Origin of the sequence: Solwaraspora sp. WMMD792 (assembly GCF_029626105.1) — a bacterium.
Taxonomy (GTDB): domain Bacteria; phylum Actinomycetota; class Actinomycetes; order Mycobacteriales; family Micromonosporaceae; genus Micromonospora_E.
Window position 1 is genome coordinate 5,730,021 of the sequence record NZ_JARUBH010000009.1, and the last position, 19,816, is coordinate 5,749,836.

Sequence of the window (19,816 nt, forward strand, 5' to 3'; positions counted from 1 at the left end):
GTGGGGACCGCCCGTCGAGCCCGCCTCAACACTCGGCTGTCGAGGCGGGCTCGACGCAGACGGTGAGCCGGTGCGGGAAGTCGATCGAGCGAGCGCCCCCGGTCGACTGGTAGGTCACCGTGACGGGTGGGGCCTCCCACAGGCCAGGCTGGACGGCCGTGATCTTGAATACGGCAGAGTAGCGTTCCCGGCTGGAGTCACTCGGCAGGATCTCGGCCGAGGCCGGGTCGACGGCGGTCAGACCAGGTGCGAACACGGGAGGAAACCGGTCGGTGAGGCCGACGCCGTCGGCCTGGTCCGGCACCAGTGCCACCAGGCCGACCCGGTCCACGCTCACTACCGCCGAGTCATCTGCCGCCATCTCGACGGAGATCAGCTGGACCGGAGAGCCTGTCACGTTCCGGAAGACGACCAGGCCGTCGTAGCGGCTCTGGCTGACTTCCAGCTGTGAGCTGTGCTGGCTGCCGCGCCCGGCCCATTCGAGGGCGTCACCCCGATGATCGTCGTCGGCTAGGCCTACGGACGACGACTGCGTAGGCGCCCCGCCATCCGGGCCGTCCGAGTCGCCGGTGCACCCTGCGACGCCGCATGCCAGGACCGCAGCGAGGCCCAAGGCGGCAGGCAGCCTACCCATGTCTCCCCACGTCACCCCTTATTAACACCCGCCCTGCGGGTTCGGATACCACCAGGCCGTCGCCGGGTAGTCGTCCCGCTTCCAGCAGTAGTAGTTCGAACTGTGTGACGCGAGTGGGGCGTACGCCACCGCGTCAGCCGACGTGGTGGCCGTGCAGTTGGTGTTCAGCCGGTGCTTCCTGAAGCCGAACAGCCGGCCTTCTTTCGTCCGTACCAGTCGGGACGTCACACCGGACGACAGCGGGATCGAATGGCTCCAGCTGGTCGTGTGGCTCGAGCCGACGGTGAGGTCGACACCGAAGGTGGTCTCAGCCGATGCGACAAGAGCACCGGCCGAGACCGAAAAGCTCGCCGACGTGGTGACCGAGATGTCGATCGTGCCGCTACCGGTGAAGTCGATGGACCCGGGACCGGTCTGCCAGTCGCTCGCGGTGTCGGTGGAGATCCAGACCTTCTGTGGCGACCAGACCTCGTAGGTCTCCTCGATCGGACAGGCCTGGGGAATGATGTCGGCGGCCCGCACCGGAGCGACCGCGAGCAACGACAGCGCCGTGCCGGCCGCCACGACCATGGCGGCCCGTACCCCGCTCGGCAGGCACCCCCGCCCCACCAACAACAATGATCGGGACATATCGATACGGTAGGTGGGCCGGTCCACGGATCACAAGGCGGACCCGGGCAGCCCGGTGCAAGATCTCCGACAGACACCTCGGCACTCAGGTCAGGCCGGGGGTGAGCAGGCCGCTTTCGTACGCGAGGATCACCAGTTGGGCGCGGTCGTGCGCGTACAGCTTGGTCATGATCCGGTTGACGTGGGTCTTCGCCGTGTGCGGCGAGATCACCAGGTCCTGGGCGATCTGCTGGTTCGACCGGCCGCGCGCGACCAGCAGCAGCACCTCGCGTTCCCGATCGGTCAACTGGTCCAGCGCCTCGCTGGCCGGGTTCGGCCGGCTCACCGTGGCCGGTGCGGGACCTGGTAGGACGTACCGCTCGATGAGGCTGCGGGTCGCGGTGGGTGACAGCAGCGCGTCGCCGGCGTGCACCGCGCGGACCGCCCGGACGATCTCCTCCGGCTCCGCCCCTTTGCCGATGAAGCCGCTCGCGCCGGCCCGCAGCGCCGCCACCAGGTACTCGTCCTCCTCGAACGTGGTGAGGATCAGCACCCGGGTCCCGGCCAGCGCCGGGTCCGCGCAGATGGCCGCCGTCGCGCCGATGCCGTCGAGTTCCGGCATCCGGATGTCCATCAGTACGACATCGGGACGCAGCGACCCGGCGAGCGCGACGGCCTGCGTACCGTTGACGGCTTCGCCGACGACGCTGATCTCGTTGTGGTCATTCAGGATGTCGGTCACGGCCTGCCGGATCAGTGGCTGGTCGTCGACGACGAGCACGCTGGTCACCGGGGATCCTCCTTGGGCAGTGGCAGGGTGGCGGCGAGCCGGTAGCCGCCCGGGGACAGGCCAGTTTCGACGACGCCGCGGACCGAGGCGACCCGTTCCCGCAGGCCGACCAGTCCGTGCCCGCTACCGGGCACGGGCACCTCGGGCCGGTCGTCGGAAGACCGACCGGACACCGGGTTCGTGACCACCACGTGGATCCGATCGGCGTCGACCTCGATCAGGACGTGGGCCCGATGCTCGGCGCCGTGCTTGTGGGCGTTGGTGAGACCTTCCTGGAGCACCCGGTATGCGACCACGTCGACCGCGCCGCTGACTGCCGACAGGTCCCCTTCGGTACGCAGCGACACGTTGAGGCCGGCCCCGGTGAAGCCGGCGACCAGCTGGTCGAGCCGGTGCAGACCGGGCTGCGGGGCGGTCGCCGCCCCGTTGGCGGGGTCGTCGTCCTCGGTCCGCAGCACCCGCAGCAGGTCGCCGATCTCGGTGAGCACGGTCCGGGCCGCGCCCCGGATGACGCCGAGGGCCTGCTGGGCCCGGTCGGGGCGGGTTTGCAGCGCCGACGAGGCCACCCCAGCGTTGAGGCTGATCACCGAGATCTGGTGGGCGACGACGTCGTGCAGGTCACGGGCGATCCGCAGCCGCTCCTCGGTCACCCGTCGGCGCGCCTCGGATTCGCGGGTCTGTTCGGCGCGTTCGGCGCGCTCGATGATGGCGAGCAGGTACTCCCGACGGGAGCGGGTGGCGTCGCCGGCGGCAGCCGCGAACGCGACCAGGACGATGACCTGGAACGCCCGGGGATCGAACACGCTCCCGATCGCGGTCAGGAGGTTGAGCAGGGTCGTCGCGACGACGGCGGCGCAGGCCGTGGTGAGCGTGGTCCGCCGGTCTGTACGGTTCGCCGCCCCGAACATGGCGATCGACACCGCGAGTACCACGCCCGGCTCCAGCGCTCCGGTGGCCGCCACCAGACCGTAGATCGCGATACAGCCGGCGAGCACCGGCAGCGGCCAGCGCCGCCGCAGCGGCAGCAGCACGGCCGGGACGATCGCCAGGGCGACGGTGACGGGTCCGGCCTGTTCGTGCTCGGGGACCTTGAACGGGGTGAGCGCCGTGGCGACGATGATCACCGCCGCGACGAGGTCACCGACCCACGGCGGTACGCGCGGACGCCGGTGTCTCGGGTCCACCGGCCCCGCCGCAGTGGTCGTCATGGCCCCAGTCTGCCGGCCGCCGTGACCAGGCAGGTCCACCTGTCGCGGTAATCCCCGATACCGCGAACGCGGTACGCAGGTGCCCGCCCCAGAGTGACGTGCCGGGCCCGGCCGTCGGCAACGATGAAAGACATGGGCCGGAAAGCGGCCTGTTCGGCGAATACGAGGAGTCCGATGGAAAGCCCTGTCATCTCGGCTGTCGACGTACGGAAGACGTACGGTCGGGGCGCGAACAGCTTCGACGCGCTGAAAGGCGTCAACTTCGACATTCATGACGGCGAGAGCGTCGCGATCCTCGGCAAGAGCGGATCGGGAAAGTCGACCCTGATGCACATTCTCGCGCTGCTGGACGCCCCGACGTCGGGCACGATCACGCTGGGCGGGGTCGACACCCGTACGCTGCGGGGCAGCCGGCTCAACCAGGCCCGGAACAAGACGTTCGGGTTCGTCTTCCAGCAGTTCTTCCTCACCCCGAACATCTCGGTGCTCGACAACGTCGTACTGCCGATGAAAATCGCCGGCGTGGGGCGCACCGAGCGCAGACGGCGCGGCATGGCCGCCTTGGAGCAGTTGGAGCTCGCCGACAAGGCGAAGAACAAGGCTGCGAACCTCTCCGGCGGGCAAAAGCAACGCGTGGTGATCGCCCGGGCACTGGTGAACAATCCGCGGATCATCTTCGCCGACGAGCCGACCGGCAACCTCGACTCCGCCACCGGCGCCGTGGTGGAGGACATTCTCTTCGGCCTCAACCGGCAGCACGGCATCACCCTGATCGTCGTCACCCACGACGAGGAGCTCGCGTCGCGCTGTGACCGCCGCATCCTGGTCCGGGACGGCCACCTGGTCGGCGACTCAGCGGCGGTGGCGGCGGTGCCGGCATGAAGATCTCCGACCTGGTCGGTTCGGCCACCGCGAACACCTTCCGGTCCAAGACCCGTACGCTGCTGACGATTCTGGCGATCTTCATCGGCGCGTTCACGCTGACCCTGACCAGCGGGCTCGGCACCGGCATCAACGCCTACATCGACGACACGGTGACCGCGATCGGCGCCTCTGACGTCATGACGGTCGTGAAGACCTCCGAGCAGGGCGACGGGTTCGGCACCGCCGACAGCGGGCCGGCCGAGTACGACCCGGACAGGGTGTCGAGCGGGCAGGACGGGCCACCCGGGCAGACCGTCGTCGCGCTCACCCCGGCCGACATCGACACGCTGGCCGACATCGACGGCGTCCTCGACGTCCAGGCCACCAGGTCGATCAGCGCCGACTACATCCAGGTCGGCGACGGCACGCGGTACGTCGTGAACGTGGGCGGGCTGGTCGCCGGGCAGCGGACCCCGCTGGCTGCCGGGGCCGAGCCGGACAGCTCGTCGTCGCAACTGCAGCTCGCGCTCCCGACGTCGTACGTCGAACCGCTCGGCTTCGCCGACGACGCGGCGGCAGTCGGGCAGACCGTCTCGATCGCGGTCACCGACGCGCAGCGCACCCAGCAGGTGATCGAGGCGACGATCGTCGGGGTGGCCGAGGAGACCCTGGCGACCGGGGACGGTGTCGTGCCCAACGACGCGTTGACCGACGCGCTGTTCGACGCGCAGAACACCGGCATCCCCGCCGCCGAGGCGCAGCGGTACGCCCAGGCGAGCATCTGGTTCGACCCGGCCGCGACCGACGAACAGATCAGCGCGTTGAAGAATCGGCTGGCCGATGCCGGCTACACCGGGAGTACGGTCGCCGACCAACTCGGGGCGTTCCGGACCGTCATCGACGGCATCGTCTGGGTGCTCAACGCCTTCGCGGTGATCGCCCTGCTGGCGGCGAGCTTCGGGATCGTCAACACCCTGTTCATGTCGGTGCAGGAGCGCACCCGCGAGATCGGCCTGATGAAGGCGATGGGCATGGGCTCCGGCAAGGTGTTCGGCCTGTTCAGCCTGGAGGCCACGGTCATCGGATTCCTGGGCAGCGCGATCGGCGCGGTGCTGGCGATCGCGGCGGGCACCGCGATCAGCAGCGCGCTGGCCGGCGGCTTCCTGGCGGACCTGCCCGGACTGACGCTGATCGCCTTCGAGCCGATCTCCATCATGGTGATCATCGGTCTGGTGATGGCGATCGCGTTCCTGGCCGGCACCCTGCCCGCGTCGCGGGCGGCCCGGGCCGACCCGGTCGAGTCGCTGCGCTACGAGTAGCGGCGACCGGGCCGGTCGACGGCCGGCATGCACCACGTGCCTGGCGGGATCCGTTCCCGCCAGGCACGTCGCTGCTGCTACTCAGGCTCCGCGGGTCGGTCAAGACGGGAAGTACGAGTTGGTGGTGGCACTGCTGTACGGGGAGTAGTTCCAGTAGTGGTACATCAGGCCGAGCTGGCCCCACTTCGACCGTACGTAGTTGCCGGTGCCGACCCAGATGCCGGAGTGGTCGTCACTGGCGTACGACAGTTTCATGTTGGCGAACCAGATGTACGGCACCTGCCAGCGGGTGTAGCTGCCGTCCTGCCAGTAGCGGTCGTCCCCGGGGGTGTTCATCCACCGGTCGTTCGCGCTGGAGGTGCTGTACCAGGCGTACGAGTGGCAGTTGTACTTCCGCGACGCGTTGCGTTCCCGGGTGGCCGACGGATAGTTGGTCGCCACGTAGTTGTTGGCGCTGGTGATCTGGGCGCTGGTCAGCTCGTACGTCATGGTGATCACCGAGACCGCCGAGCCGTTGGGGGTGTAGACGGTGCTGGCGTAGTCCAGTGTGCCGAGGCCGTCGCTGACCGGGTGCGCGACGCTGGGGTCGGCCAGGTGTGCCCGTACGGCCGCGACGGTGGTCTCCACCGCGCCCGGCCGCAGTTGCAGGCCTTCGCGCAGCAGCTCCGAGCGGGACCAGTCCCAGTTCTCCCGGGTGGCGAGCGCGCGGCCCAACAGCACCGCGGTCGGTTCCAGGCCGGCCTCGCCGTACGTCGCGGCGTCGGCCTGCTTGGCCCGGTGTACGGCGAGTCCGACGTGCAGCAACTCCGTGGACTGTGCCGTGGTCAGGGTGGCCAGCACCTGCGGCTGGGCGAGGATGGTCTCCAGTTTCCACGCGGTCATGACCCGGTCGCCAGCGTCATCGAGCGTCTCACCGGGTCGGGGCGCAACGTTCAGGGTCCGGTAGCGCTTCAGCAGTTCCTGGCCGGCGTCCGGGCGACGGAGCAGTTCCTGGAGTCCGGTGAAGCGGGCGGTGACGGTCTCGAAGCCGTGTTGGACGCTGTCGAAAGCCAGGGCGTCGGGCAGCAGCGGGTACGCCAGGACAGCGTCGACGAGCAGCGGGGTCCGCAGGGCGGCGGCGGTCTTGTCCGGCATCTGCACGGCGTCGACCATCTCCTGATGGCTGCTCAACGCGCGCCACTGCGCGGTGCCGGGGGTCACCTGGTAGGTGAAGGGTCGGTCGGCGGCCGCGACCGGGGTGCCAGGCGTGAGGGTGGCGACGAGGGCGCCGGTGACCGCTGCGACGAGGGCGCGTCGGGTGAGGCGGGCAGGACGGGACATCCGTGATCCTCTCAACGAGAACTGGATCGAGACAATGAACACCAAGATCGAAATAGATCGATCTGTGCCGACTTGAAACGTTACCAGGATCCACAGTTGCGGAATGGTCGCAAGTTCAAGCAAGAGACGGTCAGTGTCAGTAATTCATTGGACACCAGACTGACGGTGACATGATCACCCGATGTCGTCCTCGCTCGCCGAGCCGGCACCGGTGCGCTGGACGCTGCGGCCGTCCGGCGACGGCGGCTGGGTGCCGGACTGGGCGGACAGCGAACCGGATCCGACTCCGGTGCCGACGATCGCCTGGCCCACCTGGCACATCGGCTGGTGGTGGACCGTCGCCATTGACCACGTCGAGAGCCGTACACCCCACGACCGTGCGGACATCCGCTGGCCGGGCAGCGGTGCGGCGACCATCGGCTGGCTGCGGGCGTTGCGTACCACCTGGACGACGATGCTGGACCGACTCGCCGACACCGACGCCGACCGGACCACCTTCTGACCAGTGCGGGACCCCGCCAAGTCAGACAACTGTCAGAATTGTTTTTCATATTGGCTATTGTCTAAGTAATCTTGACATGTTAGCGCTTGCATCAACATCGACATCCAACAAAACTGTCAATATCCAGTAAGCCTGAGATCCCCAGTCCCATTCAGGAGGGAACAGTGCGGATCAGCCACACGACCAGCCGGGCAACCCGGCTGCTCGCCGTCGCCGTCGGCGTACTCACCGCCGGCGCGCTCGCCCTGCCATCCGCCGGTGCCGCCGCCCCGGTCGTCTACACCGCTAGCGAACTAGCCCAGGTCAGCGACCTGGTGGAAGCCTCCGGCGTCGAAGGGATCGCCTGGCACGTCGACAGCGCCTCCGGCCGCGTCGTGGTGACCGCCGACACCAGCGTCTCCCGCGCCGAGATCGCCAAGATCCGGCGGACCGCGCGCGGCAAGGCCGGCGCGATCCGGGTGGAGCGTACGTCCGGTGTCTTCACCCGGCTGGTCTCGTCCGGCGACCCGATCTACGGCAGCGGCGGCCGGTGCTCACTCGGCTTCAACGCGGTCCGCGGCAGCACCTACTACTTCCTCACCGCCGGGCACTGCGGTGAGGTGGTCAGCACCTGGTACAGCAACTCCGCGCAGACCAACCTGATCGGCCCGACCATCGACTACAGCTTCCCGGGCGACGACTACGCGCTGGTCCGCTACGACAACCCGGCGCAGAGCCACCCGGGTGGGTTCAGCGTCGGCGACGCCTTCGTCGGGCAGTCGGTGACCCGCACCGGTTCGACCACCGGCACCCACAGCGGTACGGTCACCGCGCTCAACGCCCGGGTCCGCTACCTGGGCAGCGGAGTCGTCCGCGGTCTGATCCGGACCGACGTCTGCGCCGAGCCGGGCGACTCCGGCGGCCCGCTCTACTCCGGATCGACCGCGCTGGGCCTCACCTCGGGCGGCAGCGGCAACTGCCGGACCGGCGGCACGACCTTCTACCAGCCGGTCCGCGAGGCGGTCAACGAGTACGACGTGACGATCTACTGATCGGCCCGGGTGGCCGTCGCCGCTGATCGCGACCGGCGGCCGCCACCAGTGGTCGGACTGCGGCCGGGCCGGTCGCCGGAGAGCGTGCTCTCCGGTGGCCGGCCCGGCCGACGTCGGTTGGCCAGCAGCACCCGCAGCATCATCGCCGGAGTCGCCAACGACGCCGGCCGGGCCAGCAGATGCTGCACCAGCAGCGCCTGCCGGGCCACTACCGGCGACGTGTGACAGGCTCGCGACACCAGGCTCCGGTACCGGTTGGCCAGGCCGGTCCCGACCGGCCGATGGCCGGTGGTCCGGGGGTCGGCGAAGTCGGCTCCGACGGCGGTACGCCACAGTACGTCGACCGCCCGGCCGGCCCGACCGTAGAAGGCACCGGGCAGCCGTGGCGAGGTCGGCCCGTACCGCCGCAGCGCCCGGTCCAACGCCCGGGCCTGCAGCGCGGCGGACGTCATTCCCTGCGCGTGGATCGGGTTGAGACTGCAGATCGCGTCGCCCAGGACCAGGAATCCGGCCGGGGTACGCCGCAGCCGTTCCACCTGCCGGCGCTGATCGGTGGCGATCCGGTGGGTCAGCACCGGGCTGAGCGCTTCGGCCTTGGCCAGCACATCGGCGATGGTGGACGACGGGAGCTCCCGGGCGAAGGTCTCGAACTCGCCCGGGTCACTCGGCGGCACCTCACCGTGCCGGGAGCCGATGGTGATCAGCCAACGGTCGCCTTCCACCGGCACCATGGTGCCGGTCCGGTGGCCGCCGGCCCGGTCGTCGACCACCACCGCGAGGGCACCGTCGAGGTCGTCCGGACCACGCCGGACCAGCTGTGACGCGTACGCCGCGTCGACCCGTACCGCCGCGACCTCGGGTGCCGGGAAGCCCAGCTCGGCCAACTGGTCCAGAAAGTGGGTGTTGCGCCCGGTGCAGGCGACGACCAGGTCGGCCCGGTGCTCGACGCCGTCCACCCGGACCCCGGTGATCCGGGCACTGTCGACCTGGGCACTGTCGACCCGGACCGCGGCGATCTGGTCGGTCGCGACCACCAGCCCGTCGACCGCGGTCTGGTCGACGACGGTGACGTTGCGCCGCTGCCGTAGCAGGCACCGGCGGACGGTGTCCTCCAGCAGCGGCCGGCTCGCCGACATGGTCAGGAAGCCGAGGTCGGGGCGGGTCCGGTAACCGCCGCCCTGATGCCACACCAGGTCGGCGCCGTGCAGTGGGACGGCACCGGCGGCGGCCAGTTCCCCGGTCAGCCCGGGGAACCAGCCGTCAAGGAGCCGCCGACCGGCCCCGAGCAGCAGGTGGCCGTGGCGGCCCTGCGGGACGCCCCGGCGTGGCACCGCGTCGTCGGGCAGCCGGTCCCGTTCCAGGACCGTCACCCGATCGACGTGGTCGCTCAGCACCCGGGCGGTGACCAGACCGGCGATCCCCGCCCCGATCACGATCGCGTTGGTGCCGTCGCTGTCGCTCACCCTTGATGCGCCCTTCCGGGTCGAACCCGCCGACCCGCCGACGGGTCCTACGATCATCTGGCCGCGACCGGACACGGCGCGTGATGAAGATCTGAGGATTCTCTGAGGAAGGGCTGAGCCCCAGGGTTCAGCCCAGGCCGAAGCGTTCGGCGTGGATCTGAGCGTTCGGCACGCCGATGGCCCGGACGCTGTCGACGACGGCGGTGGTCATCGCCGGCGGCCCGCAGACGAACACCTCGCGCTCGGTGATGTCCGGCACCCGGGCGAGCAGGTTCTCCGGGTCGAACGGCCGGTTCGGCGGCGAGCCGGACCCGGTGCGCCCGGTCAGCACGTGCAGTTGCGCGCCCTGCGCGGCGGCCAGCCCTTGCAGTTCGCCGAGGAGCACCGCGTCGGTTTCCTTGGCCGCCCGGTAGAGCACCACCGTCGAACCGCCCGACTCCTCCAGCAGCGCCCGGATCGGGGTGACCCCGACGCCACCGGCGACCAGCAGGGTCTTGTCCAGTTTGCGGTGCAGGTTGGTGAAGGCGCCGTACGGCCCCTCGATGAAGACCCGGTTGCCGACCTTCAGGTGCCGCAGCCCGGCGCTGGTCTTGCCGGCGGCCTTCGCGGTCAGCCGCAGGGAACGCCCGTCGGGTGCCGCCGACAGCGAGAACGGGTTCGCCTGCCACCAGCGGTTGTGGCCGGGGAACCGCCAGATGCAGAACTGGCCGGCGCGCGACGGCAGCCGGTCCAGGTGGCGGCCGGTGACGTACACCGAGGTCACGTTGTCGGCCTCGGGCACCACGGCGGCGACCCGGAACTGGTGGTACGCGTTGCGCCACAGCGGGACGATCGCCCGGTTGACGATCAGCGACCCGATCACCAGTGCCCACAGCGTCCACCAGTAGATGTTGGCCGGGGCCGAGTCGAAGGTGGTGGTCTCCATGAACTGGTGCACCAGGCCGGCCAGCAGCGCGAGGTAGATCAGCACGTGCAGGCTGTGCCAGGCCTCGTACGGCAGGCGGCGTCGGGCGTACCGGATGGAGGCCCCGACCACGACGATCATGATGCCGGCGGCGATCATCCCGAGCAGCGAGGCGGTCACCCCGGCCAGGCTCAGAAACGTCTCGCCGAAGCCCATGTCGTACAGGGTGGCGTAGCCGGCGATCACGAACACGGCGTGCAGCATCACGGTCCAGAACAGACCGAAACCGATCCATCGGTGCCAGGCAGTGAGCCGGTCCATCCCGAGCCGCCGGTCCAGCCAGGGAATCCGGGCCACCAGGGTCAACTGCAGCATCATGATCATCGCGGCGTGCAGGCCGAAGAACTTGGCGACGGTCAGCACCGGGTGCTTGCCCTGGCCGTACGCGAAGAAGGCCACTTCGAGGATCAACAGGTTGGCAGCCAGCACACCCCACAGGGTCCAGCGCGCCAGGGTCATCGGGGGGATGCCGGTCGGAGGGGTCGGGGTGGGGGTGGCCTCCATCGCGTCTCGCACGCGATTGGGATCGCCGTACAGCCGGCTCACTGCCTTGCTCCCTGCTATCAGTTACTATCAATCGAATACCGGGAAGGGTGCCCCGCCGCCGGCGCTTGTGGCAACCGGCGGACGTTCGGGCCCAGTTCGATCATGAAGCAGGCATGCCCCGCCACGCTTGGCGGAGATCTGAGGATTTTCTGAGGATCCGCGTGGGGCAGGCACGGATACCGCTCAGAGCAGACGGAGACGGCTCAGAGCCGATGGGTACGGCTCAGAGCAGCTCGTGGCGTACCACGTTCTCCTCCCGGCCGGGACCGACGCCGACCACACTGACCCGGGCCCGGCACAGCTCCTCGATCCGGGCGATGTAGCGCCGGGCGTTGACCGGCAGCTCCGCCTCGGTGCGGGCCGCGGTGATGTCCTCCCACCAGCCGTCGTGCTCCTCGTAGATCGGCGTGGCGTGGTGGAAACCGGTCTGGGTCATCGGCATGTCGTCGAACCGCTCGCCGTCGATCTCGTAGCCGACGCAGATCGGCACCTTCGCCAGCCCGGTCAGCACGTCGAGCTTGGTGACGACCAGGTCGGTGATGCCGTTGAGCCGTACGGCGTACCGGCCGACGACCGCGTCGAACCAGCCGCAGCGGCGCTCCCGGCCCGTGGTGGTGCCGTACTCGGCACCGATCTTGCGCAGATGGTCACCGGCGGCGTCGAACAGCTCGGTCGGGAACGGCCCGGAGCCGACCCGGGTGGTGTACGCCTTGGTCACCCCGATCACCTTGGTGATCGCGGTCGGCGGGATGCCGGTGCCCACGCAGGCCCCGCCCGACGTGGGGTTCGACGAGGTCACGAACGGGTACGTGCCGTGGTCCATGTCGAGCATGGTGGCCTGCGCGCCCTCCAGCAGCACCGTGTCGCCCCGGTCCAGCGCGTCCCAGAGGATCGCCCGGGTCTCGGCGATGTGCGGACGCAGCCGCTCCGCGTACGCCAGGTACTCCTCGACCACCGCGTCCAGGTCGAGCGCCTTGCGGTTGTAGACCTTGAACAGGATCTGGTTCTTCTCCCGCAGCGCCAGCTCCAGCTTCTTGCGCAGGATGCCGGGGTCGAGCAGGTCCTGCACCCGGATGCCCATCCGGGCCACCTTGTCGCCGTACGCCGGCCCGATGCCGCGCCCGGTGGTGCCGATCCGCGACGATCCGAGGTAGCGCTCGACCACCCGGTCCAGTGCCCGGTGGTGCGGCATGATCAGGTGCGCGTCACCGGAGATCCGCAGCCGGGAGACGTCCACGCCGCGTTCGGCGAGTCCGTCGATCTCGGTCAGCAGGACCTTCGGGTCGACCACCACCCCGTTACCGATGATGATCATCGCGTTCGGGGAGAGCGCACCGGACGGCATCAGGTGCAGGGCGTACTTCTGCCCGTCCGGCGTGATCACGGTGTGCCCGGCGTTGTTGCCGCCGGAGAACCGCACCACGTAGTGGACCCGCTCGCCAAGCAGGTCGGTAACCTTGCCCTTGCCCTCGTCACCCCATTGCGCGCCGAGCAGCACGATCGCTGGCATCTTGTGTAACCCGCCTCCATGGGGCTCGGGTGCCAGGTGGCGACCGCGTGGCAAGCCCGAGGAGTCAGGCTAACAAGGGTCACGAACCTGGTGGACGTGGCCGCAGAGATCGGCGAAAGGCGGCGACGGTGTACGACGTGGTGCTGCTGACACTCGGCAGCCAGCCGGACGCGGGCTGCGACGGCGGCTGCGGTGTCAGCTGTGGCACGGCACTCACCCGGGCGAAGCCGGACTGCGCCGAACCGGTCCGGGTGCCGGTGCTGACCTGCCGGGACGCGCTGGTCGCCGCCGGCGCCCGAGTCGAGACGGTGACGGCGCGGTCGGACCGGGAGATCGACGACGTCCTCGCCCGGTTGGACGGCCCGGCCCGGCCGGACGGTCTGACCTGGCCCGACGACGACGGCAAGACCCGGCTGATCGTCGCCACGGCCACCGACGGGCAGCTGCGGGCGGTGCTGCGCCGGATGGTACGCCGCTACGCGCCGCCGCCGAGCCGGCGACCCGCCGACCTGGCCGACTCCCGGACCCTGCCGGATCTGCCGGCGATCGGGGTGCTGCCACTCGGCCCAGGCGGTTCTGCCGACACCCGGCGGTCCACGGCAACCGGTACCCCGGCAGGCGACGCCCCGCCGGCCGACCTGGCCGGCCGGCTCGGCCTGCCCCGGGAGCCGGCCGCGGTCGCCGCCGCGGTCCTCGGCGGCCGGCAGCGCCGGCTGGACCTGCTGCGGACCGACAGTGGTTCGGTGACCCTGGACGGCGCGCTGCTGGGCGCCGCCGACGAGCACGATCACCCGCTACCCTGGCGCGGACGGATCGAGGTCGATGACGCCGTGCTGAGCGCCGGCGACGACCCGCTGTTGGCCTGCGTGGTGGCGAACGCCGACGGGTACGCCCGGCTGGCGGAGGTGGAGCTGGTGGCCCGGGCGGACCCGGCGGACGGGGTGCTGGAGGTGGCGGTGGCGGTACCGGTGAAGACCAGGTCGTGGTGGCGCGGCGAGCGGGTACGCATCGAGATCCGCCGGGCCCGTGGTCGCGCGACGGCGGTCACCCCGCGCGACGGCGAACTGCCGTTCCTGGACGACGGGGTGGTGGGCGGCTTGACCCGGAAACGCTCCTGGTGGGTGGAACCGGGCGCCTGGGCCGTGTACACATACTGACCTGGTATGCGACGCTAAGTAGCGACTGACCTGCACATCCTCGGGTTGTCCACGGGGGGCGAGGGGGAGGTACGCAGTGCACGACAACACCGATCCGGGGCGGTCGACCGGCACCGACGGAGGTCAGGTGGAGGAGCCGTTCTGGCCGCCGGACGAAGTAGTGGCAACTCCCCGCAGCGATCAGACCATCGCCGTACCGGTCATTCCGACGGTGACGTCCGGAGCCGAGGTCCGGCCCGGCAACGGCCAGCCACCCGGCGACGGCAGGCCGGCGGGCAACGGCCAGCTGAGCCGTACTGGGCAGGCCGGCGCGAACGGCAGCGGCAGCGCCAACGGCAGCGGTGGTCTGCCCGCCGACCGTGATCCGGAACTGCCGCATTCGCCCGCGTCGCCGTGGGCGCAGCCCCCCAGCAGATTGACCAGCCGCTCGACCGGTGCCGCTGGCACCGCCGGCGATGCTGGTCCGTCCGGCGCTGTGCCGCCGGCTCCCCGGCGGTCACCGGAGCAGCCCGTACCGCCGACGGAGGCGCCCGTACCGCTCACGCCCGTACCGCCGACGGACGCGGCCACGCCCACGTCGGAGGCTGCCGGCCGGCCGCACCCGACGCCACCTCGGCCCGGCCCGACCCACCCCCGCCAGCCACATCCCGGCCCCAGCCGGCCCGCCCCACCACCCGGTCAGACGCCGACGCCGCCCCCGCTGCCACCGACCGGCCCCGGCCGGCCGAGCGAGCCTCAGGAAGAGGCGACGGAACCCGCGCCGGGCCAGCCCGCCGACCCGTGGGCCCCGCCGGCCGCCGGCCCGACGGCGACATCGCCTGCTGTGTCGGCGCCCACGGCGACGCCCGGCTGGGACGAGACACCCGGCTGGGACGACTGGACTCCGACGGACGGCGGGGCCTGGTCACCGCCACCGTCGGCGGCACCGGCGTACCAGCAGGTGAGTCCGGGCGTGACCGAACTGCCCCGACAGCCGTACCAGGAAGCGCCCGGGGTGCACCGGATGCCATCGCCTCCCGGGCCGGGCTCACCGGGGCCGGACACTCCGGGGCCGGGCTCACCGGGGCCGGACGCTCCGGTGCCGGGCTCACCGGGGCCGGACGCTCCGGTGCCGCCGCCACGGTCGGCGATGTTCGACCCGGGCTACCCGGTGCCGCCCGGGGTGCTCGGCGCGGTGCAGCAGGGTCCCACCCAACAGGGTCCCGCGTACCAGGATCCCGGGCAGCAGCCGGCCGCGCCGGCGCACCAGCAGGCGAGCCCGCCGGCCGGCGGCAGCCAGCTGCCGGCGGGCTGGACACCCGACTCGTTCGTGCCGACCGCCGAGGAGTTCGCCCTGCGTCGGGCGGCGAAACCGGCCAACCCGGTCGCCACGATGGGGGTCCGGGCCGCGCTCAACCGGACCACGCTGGGCCTGGTCAAGCTGCCGCCGGGGCAGCACGAGCAGGAGATCCGGCGGGACGTCGAGATGGTGCGCCGCAACTTCGGTGGGCTGCGCCAAGTCACCGTGGTCAACCCGAAGGGCGGTGCCGGCAAGACCGTCGCCATCCTGATGCTGGCCATGACGTTCGGGCAGAAGCGCGGCGGCTACGTGCTGGCCTGGGACAACAACGAAACCCAGGGCACCCTCGGCATGCGCGCCCAGCAGGACTTCCACTCCCGTACGGTCCGGGACATGCTGCGCGACCTGCGCCTGTTCCAGGGGTCACACGGCCGGGTCGGCGACCTGTCGCAGTACGTGCGGGCGCAGGGCGAGGGCATGTTCGACGTGCTCGCCTCGGACGAGTCGGCCACCGCCGGCGAGATGCTGACCGCCGCCGCGTTCGCCGAGATCCGCGAGGTGGTCAGCCGGTTCTACAAGTTGATCTTCGTGGACACCGGGAACAACGTACGGGCACAGAACTGGCAGGCGGCGATCGACGCCACCGACCAGCTTGTGGTGACCATGTCGGCCCGCAACGACTCCGCCGAGCCGGCCGCCCGGATGCTCGACCACCTGGAGCAGACCGGCCGGCAGCGGCTGGTCCGGCAGGCGGTCACCGTCATCTCCATGCCGCCGTCCCGCCGGGAGATCGACCTGGCACCGATCCACCGGCACTTCGCCGCCCGCACCCGTACGGTGCTGCTGGCACCGTACGAGCGGATCATCGACAGTGGGGAACCGATCCGGTACGGACAGTTGTCCGCGACGTTCCGGCAGGCGTGGCTGAAGATCGCCTCGGCGGTGGCCGAAGGGCTCTGAGCCGTCAGCTGCTGGCGAGCGCGTCCCCGGCGGCCGGGTCGCAGTCCCGCAGGAACTGCGCGCACCGGGCGGCCTCGTCGCTCTCACCGATCTCCCCGGCTGCCCGGGACAGCAGGTGCAGGCAGGCCAGGAAACCCTGGTTCGGCCGGTGCGACCAGGGCACCGGGCCATGCCCCTTCCAGCCGCTGCGACGCAGCTGGTCCAGGCCCCGGTGGTAGCCGGTGCGGGCGTAGGCGTACGCGGCGACGACCTCCCCCTTGGTGAACGCACGCTGGGCGAGCACCGCCCAGGCCCGACTGTAGGTGGGGTGGCGGCCGGCGGCAGCGGCGTACGCCTCCTCGGTGTCCACCTGGGCAGCCTCGGCGAGAGCCGCCTCGGCCTGCTCGTCGCCGGGCAGCATGGTGGCCGGCGGTTCGGGCAACAGGTTCTGCATTTTGCCCATTCAACCTGGATTCGCAGCGACATGGTGTCTGAACGGATGAGTCCTTCGTCACGCGTGCGGCGGGTGTGCCGATGCCGGTACTCGACTAGAAATAGAGGTCCGGAGCCTCCCCAGGAACCGGTTTGGGAAGCCCGGTGGCCTCGTGCCACCGGGCTTCGCTGTGTGACCGGGCTTCGCTGCGCCACGCCCCGCCGGTTGCGGCGGTACGGAAAGATGGCCGAATGCCCACGCCACCCCCCGCAGCGCTGTCCGGCGACTACGACTCCACCCCGCACGAGGTGGAGTCCCGCGCCGAGCTCGACCATCATCTGCGCGCCGGCAGCCTGGCCGGGCTGACCGTGCAGGGCCTGCAGTTCGACGTGCCGCCGGTGCCCGACCTGACCGACATCGACCTCACCGACACGCTGTTCCTGGGCTGTTCGTTCCCGTCGGCGGCGGCGGAAGCGGAGCTGGTGCGCCGGGGCGCGCACGTGGTCCCGCCGTTCGCCGGGCTGCCGTACCCGAGCCACCCGCCCCGGCTGTACACCCCGGCCGACCTGGCCGCCGGGTTCGCCGAGCACGGCGCCGACGGAATGTACGACAACCTGGTCTACCGGCATTTCCGCCGGCACGGCGGCGCCCAGCCGCAGATCCGCGAGGCGCTGGCCCAGCGGCTGCACGACCACGGCATCGACAACGCGCTCACCGACGCCACCCGGGCCTGGATCGACCGGTACGGGCCGGCCTCGGTGATCGGGGTGATGGGCGGACACGCGGTGCCGCGCGGCACCTCCGCGTACCGGCTGGCCGCCACGCTCGGCTGGGAGCTGGCCCGGGCCGGCCGGCTGGTGGTCACCGGCGGCGGGCCGGGCGTGATGGAGGCGGCGAACCTCGGCGCGTACCTGAGCAGCCGCGACGCCGAGGAGCTGACCGACGCCATCGACCTGCTGGCCGGCGCGCCGGACTACGCCGACCAGCAGCCGTACACCGCCGCGGCGCTGGCGGTCCGCGACCGGTACCCGGTCGACGAGGCGGTGACCGACGACAGCGGCTCCGGCTGGGCGCGGGCCGGCGGGCTCGCCATCCCCACCTGGCTGTACGGGCACGAGCCGGCCAACCTGTTCGCCGGTCGGATCGCCAAGTACTTCTGCAACGCCGTCCGGGAGGACACCATTCTGCGGCTGGCCCGGGGCGGCATCGTGTTCGCGCCGGGCCGGGCCGGCACCGTGCAGGAGGTGTTCCAGGCATCCACGAAGACGTTCTACGGCACCGACGGGGCCAGCGGCCCGTACGTCTTCCTGGACCGCGCCTTCTGGACCCAGACACTGCCCGTCGAGGCGATGCTGGCGCCGCTGCTGGCGCTGTCCCCGGCCGGCGACCTGTCCCCGCTGATCCGGCTCACCGACGACGTGCACGAGGCGGTCGCGCTGCTCACCGCCGCAGCGCTGCCGCCGGTCGTACCGCACCAGGTCACCCGATCGAGCTGACCTGCGAGCCAGGTCAGGCGACGGGGCGGCGGCGCCAGGCGACGATCGGCAGCTCGACGTCGGGCTCGGCGGACAGGCCGTTCTCGTCGAGGGCGTTCTGGACCGCCAACCGGGCCCCGTCGAAGAGGAACTCGACGGCGTGCAGCACGTGCGGACGCCAGTGCGACGGCATGATCCGCTCGATCACGTTGACCGCCCGCAGCGGTCGGCCCCGGGCCGGCAGGGGTGCCGGGTGCCGGTCGCTGTGCCAGTCCAGCCGCAGGCCGGGCAGGTCCAGCGGCATGGACATGTCGACCTGGTTCCAGGTGATCGCGCATTCGTCGAACTTGCGGTGGGTGACCTCGACGTTGACGTCACCGAAGCCGAGGATGACCGGGCCGTTGGCGTACCAGGTGTCCAGGTCGAGGTCCCACATCAGCCAGGTGTCGACCAGCGGGCGTCCGATGATGCGGGAGAACCGGGCCCGGTGGGCGGCGGCGAGTGTCGCGGCGTCGTGGCACCACTGTGGCTCGTACCCATCGATGCCGAGCACGACCGACCTCCGCAGCGGACCACTCTGAATCGGTAGATCCTACCGGTGTGGTTCGTACGACGGCGACGCGCGGCCGGCCCCGGGAGTACGGGACCGGCCGCGCGTCGGGTGGTTCGGTGGGTGTTACTTGGCCAGCGTGGTGCCGGTGGAGCGCAGGTGCTCGCAGGCGTCGACGACCCGCTTGGCCATCCCGGCCTCGGCCGCCTTGCCCCAGGCCCGGGGGTCGTACGACTTCTTGTCGCCGACCTCGCCGTCGATCTTCAGCACCCCGTCGTACTTGGTGAACATGTGGGTGACGACCGGGCGGGTGAAGGCGTACTGGGTGTCGGTGTCGATGTTCATCTTGACCACGCCGTAGTCCAGTGCGGCCCGGATCTCCTCCAGCAGCGAGCCGGAGCCGCCGTGGAAGACCAGGCTGAGCGGCTTCTCCTTGCCGTACTTGGCGCCGACCGCGTCCTGGATCTCCTTGAGGATCTCCGGCCGCAGCTTGACGTTGCCCGGCTTGTAGACGCCGTGCACGTTGCCGAAGGTGAGCGCCGCCATGTAGCGGCCCTTCTCGCCGAGACCGAGCGCCTCGACCATGGCCAGCCCGTCCTCGACGGTGGTGTACAGCTTCTCGTCGATGGCGCCGACGACGCCGTCCTCCTCGCCGCCGACGACGCCGACCTCGATCTCCAGCACGACCTTGGCGGCGGCGGCCTCGGCCAGCAGCTCGGTGGCGATCTCCAGGTTCTCCTTCAGCGGTACGGCGGAGCCGTCCCACATGTGCGACTGGAACAGCGGCGCGCCACCGGCGGCGACCCGCTCCTTGGAGGCGGCCAGCAGCGGGCGGACGAAGCCGTCGAGCTTGCCCTTCGGGCAGTGGTCGGTGTGCAGCGCGATGTTGACCGGGTACTTCTTGGCCACTTCCTGGGCGAAGGCGGCGAAGGCCAGCGAGCCGCTGACCATGTCCTTGACGGTCGGGCCGGAGAGGTACTCGGCACCACCGGTGGAGACCTGGATGATGCCGTCGCTCTCCGCCTCGGCGAAGCCCTGCAGCGCGGCGTTGAGGGTCTGCGAGGACGTGACGTTGATGGCGGGGTACGCGAACGCGCCGGCCTTGGCGCGGTCAAGCATCTCGGCGTAGACCTCGGGAGAGGCGATGGGCATCTCGAACGCTCCTTTGTACCGGTTCGGCCCGTCGACGGGCCGGATTCCATGCTCAGCTCACTGCGCTGGAC

Annotated in this window: 18 protein-coding genes and 1 pseudogene; 7 read left to right on the forward strand and 12 right to left on the reverse strand. The window is 70.8% G+C overall.

Features of this window, described 5'->3' with window-relative positions:
* Positions 1–25: 25 nt before the first annotated feature.
* The 4 genes from O7629_RS26640 to O7629_RS26655 all read right to left on the reverse strand — a co-directional run bounded on the left by O7629_RS26640 (position 26) and on the right by O7629_RS26655 (position 3,241).
* Positions 26–397: a hypothetical protein gene (locus O7629_RS26640; protein ID WP_278172636.1), complete on the reverse strand. Its 372-nt coding sequence runs from the start codon at positions 395–397 to the stop codon at positions 26–28.
* Positions 398–655: 258 nt separating this feature from the next.
* Complete coding sequence (locus O7629_RS26645) at positions 656–1,264, reverse strand: hypothetical protein (RefSeq protein WP_278172637.1); 609 nt, start codon at positions 1,262–1,264, stop codon at positions 656–658.
* A gap of 85 nt (positions 1,265–1,349) precedes the next feature.
* Complete coding sequence (locus O7629_RS26650) at positions 1,350–2,033, reverse strand: response regulator transcription factor (protein WP_278172638.1); 684 nt, start codon at positions 2,031–2,033, stop codon at positions 1,350–1,352.
* Positions 2,030–3,241, reverse strand: coding sequence for a histidine kinase (locus O7629_RS26655; RefSeq protein ID WP_278172640.1), 1,212 nt, complete (start codon positions 3,239–3,241; stop codon positions 2,030–2,032). Before O7629_RS26655 ends, O7629_RS26650 begins: the two co-directional genes overlap by 4 nt.
* Before the next feature lie 174 nt (positions 3,242–3,415).
* Here O7629_RS26655 and O7629_RS26660 point away from each other — a divergent pair, with 174 nt between their 5' ends.
* Together O7629_RS26660 and O7629_RS26665 are read left to right on the forward strand one after the other, a co-directional pair.
* Complete coding sequence (locus O7629_RS26660) at positions 3,416–4,123, forward strand: ABC transporter ATP-binding protein (protein WP_278172642.1); 708 nt, start codon at positions 3,416–3,418, stop codon at positions 4,121–4,123.
* A complete protein-coding gene (locus O7629_RS26665) occupies positions 4,120–5,424 on the forward strand; it encodes an ABC transporter permease (RefSeq protein ID WP_278172644.1) in 1,305 nt (434 codons plus the stop codon). The genes O7629_RS26660 and O7629_RS26665 overlap by 4 nt, the downstream gene beginning before the upstream one ends.
* Before the next feature lie 99 nt (positions 5,425–5,523).
* Here the strand turns inward: O7629_RS26665 and O7629_RS26670 are convergent, their stop codons facing one another.
* A complete protein-coding gene (locus O7629_RS26670) occupies positions 5,524–6,744 on the reverse strand; it encodes a hypothetical protein (protein WP_278172646.1) in 1,221 nt (406 codons plus the stop codon).
* A 181-nt stretch (positions 6,745–6,925) separates the two neighbouring features.
* Between O7629_RS26670 and O7629_RS26675 the strand changes: the two genes are divergently transcribed.
* Both O7629_RS26675 and O7629_RS26680 read left to right on the forward strand, forming a co-directional pair.
* The gene (locus O7629_RS26675) at positions 6,926–7,246 is read left to right on the forward strand and encodes a DinB family protein (RefSeq protein WP_278172648.1); all 321 of its coding nucleotides are present in this window, start codon (positions 6,926–6,928) and stop codon (positions 7,244–7,246) included.
* Between the two features lie 164 nt (positions 7,247–7,410).
* Positions 7,411–8,277 carry a S1 family peptidase gene (locus O7629_RS26680; protein ID WP_278172649.1) on the forward strand — a complete coding sequence of 289 codons (867 nt, stop codon included), beginning with the start codon at positions 7,411–7,413 and terminating at the stop codon, positions 8,275–8,277.
* Here the strand turns inward: O7629_RS26680 and O7629_RS26685 are convergent.
* The 3 genes from O7629_RS26685 to O7629_RS26695 all read right to left on the reverse strand — a co-directional run bounded on the left by O7629_RS26685 (position 8,271) and on the right by O7629_RS26695 (position 12,760).
* Complete coding sequence (locus O7629_RS26685) at positions 8,271–9,740, reverse strand: FAD-dependent monooxygenase (RefSeq protein WP_278172650.1); 1,470 nt, start codon at positions 9,738–9,740, stop codon at positions 8,271–8,273. The genes O7629_RS26680 and O7629_RS26685 overlap by 7 nt on opposite strands.
* A 127-nt stretch (positions 9,741–9,867) precedes the next feature.
* Positions 9,868–11,220: a ferredoxin reductase family protein gene (locus tag O7629_RS26690; protein WP_278172652.1), complete on the reverse strand. Its 1,353-nt coding sequence runs from the start codon at positions 11,218–11,220 to the stop codon at positions 9,868–9,870.
* Positions 11,221–11,473: 253 nt separating this feature from the next.
* On the reverse strand, positions 11,474–12,760 hold the full coding sequence (locus O7629_RS26695; protein WP_278172654.1) for an adenylosuccinate synthase: 1,287 nt from the start codon (positions 12,758–12,760) through the stop codon (positions 11,474–11,476).
* Between the two features lie 128 nt (positions 12,761–12,888).
* Here O7629_RS26695 and O7629_RS26700 point away from each other — a divergent pair, with 128 nt between their 5' ends.
* Positions 12,889–13,917, forward strand: a complete 1,029-nt coding sequence (locus O7629_RS26700; RefSeq protein WP_278172655.1) for a hypothetical protein — start codon at positions 12,889–12,891, stop codon at positions 13,915–13,917.
* Between the two features lie 180 nt (positions 13,918–14,097).
* On the opposite strand, the gene O7629_RS26705 is transcribed toward O7629_RS26700, so the two are convergent.
* On the reverse strand, positions 14,098–14,364 hold the full coding sequence (locus O7629_RS26705) for a hypothetical protein (RefSeq protein WP_278172656.1): 267 nt from the start codon (positions 14,362–14,364) through the stop codon (positions 14,098–14,100).
* A gap of 589 nt (positions 14,365–14,953) precedes the next feature.
* Here O7629_RS26705 and O7629_RS26710 point away from each other — a divergent pair.
* Positions 14,954–16,156: pseudogene (locus O7629_RS26710) on the forward strand (chromosome partitioning protein); the annotation flags it as partial.
* 4 nt (positions 16,157–16,160) lie between these two features.
* On the opposite strand, the gene O7629_RS26715 reads toward O7629_RS26710, so the two are convergent.
* Positions 16,161–16,589, reverse strand: coding sequence for a DUF3151 domain-containing protein (locus O7629_RS26715; RefSeq protein ID WP_123607410.1), 429 nt, complete (start codon positions 16,587–16,589; stop codon positions 16,161–16,163).
* Between the two features lie 230 nt (positions 16,590–16,819).
* Between O7629_RS26715 and O7629_RS26720 the strand changes: the two genes are divergently transcribed.
* Positions 16,820–18,064 carry a hypothetical protein gene (locus O7629_RS26720; RefSeq protein WP_278172658.1) on the forward strand — a complete coding sequence of 415 codons (1,245 nt, stop codon included), beginning with the start codon at positions 16,820–16,822 and terminating at the stop codon, positions 18,062–18,064.
* A 13-nt stretch (positions 18,065–18,077) separates the two neighbouring features.
* On the opposite strand, the gene O7629_RS26725 is transcribed toward O7629_RS26720, so the two are convergent.
* Both O7629_RS26725 and fbaA read right to left on the reverse strand, forming a co-directional pair.
* Positions 18,078–18,596 (reverse strand): hypothetical protein, encoded by a 519-nt coding sequence (locus O7629_RS26725; protein WP_278172659.1) that lies wholly within the window; start codon positions 18,594–18,596, stop codon positions 18,078–18,080.
* Between the two features lie 123 nt (positions 18,597–18,719).
* The gene (gene fbaA / locus O7629_RS26730) at positions 18,720–19,745 is read right to left on the reverse strand and encodes a class II fructose-bisphosphate aldolase (RefSeq protein WP_278172660.1); all 1,026 of its coding nucleotides are present in this window, start codon (positions 19,743–19,745) and stop codon (positions 18,720–18,722) included.
* Positions 19,746–19,816: the final 71 nt, after the last annotated feature.

Coding starts and splice junctions, on each gene's coding strand:
- O7629_RS26645 (WP_278172637.1), bottom strand. CDS start 1,264: ATGTCCCGATCATTGTTGTTGGTGGGGCGGGGGTGCCTGCCGAGCGGG.
- O7629_RS26655 (WP_278172640.1), bottom strand. CDS start 3,241: ATGACGACCACTGCGGCGGGGCCGGTGGACCCGAGACACCGGCGTCCG.
- O7629_RS26660 (WP_278172642.1), top strand. CDS start 3,416: ATGGAAAGCCCTGTCATCTCGGCTGTCGACGTACGGAAGACGTACGGT.
- O7629_RS26665 (WP_278172644.1), top strand. CDS start 4,120: ATGAAGATCTCCGACCTGGTCGGTTCGGCCACCGCGAACACCTTCCGG.
- O7629_RS26670 (WP_278172646.1), bottom strand. CDS start 6,744: ATGTCCCGTCCTGCCCGCCTCACCCGACGCGCCCTCGTCGCAGCGGTC.
- O7629_RS26675 (WP_278172648.1), top strand. CDS start 6,926: ATGTCGTCCTCGCTCGCCGAGCCGGCACCGGTGCGCTGGACGCTGCGG.
- O7629_RS26695 (WP_278172654.1), bottom strand. CDS start 12,760: ATGCCAGCGATCGTGCTGCTCGGCGCGCAATGGGGTGACGAGGGCAAG.
- O7629_RS26715 (WP_123607410.1), bottom strand. CDS start 16,589: ATGCAGAACCTGTTGCCCGAACCGCCGGCCACCATGCTGCCCGGCGAC.
- O7629_RS26720 (WP_278172658.1), top strand. CDS start 16,820: ATGCCCACGCCACCCCCCGCAGCGCTGTCCGGCGACTACGACTCCACC.
- fbaA (WP_278172660.1), bottom strand. CDS start 19,745: ATGCCCATCGCCTCTCCCGAGGTCTACGCCGAGATGCTTGACCGCGCC.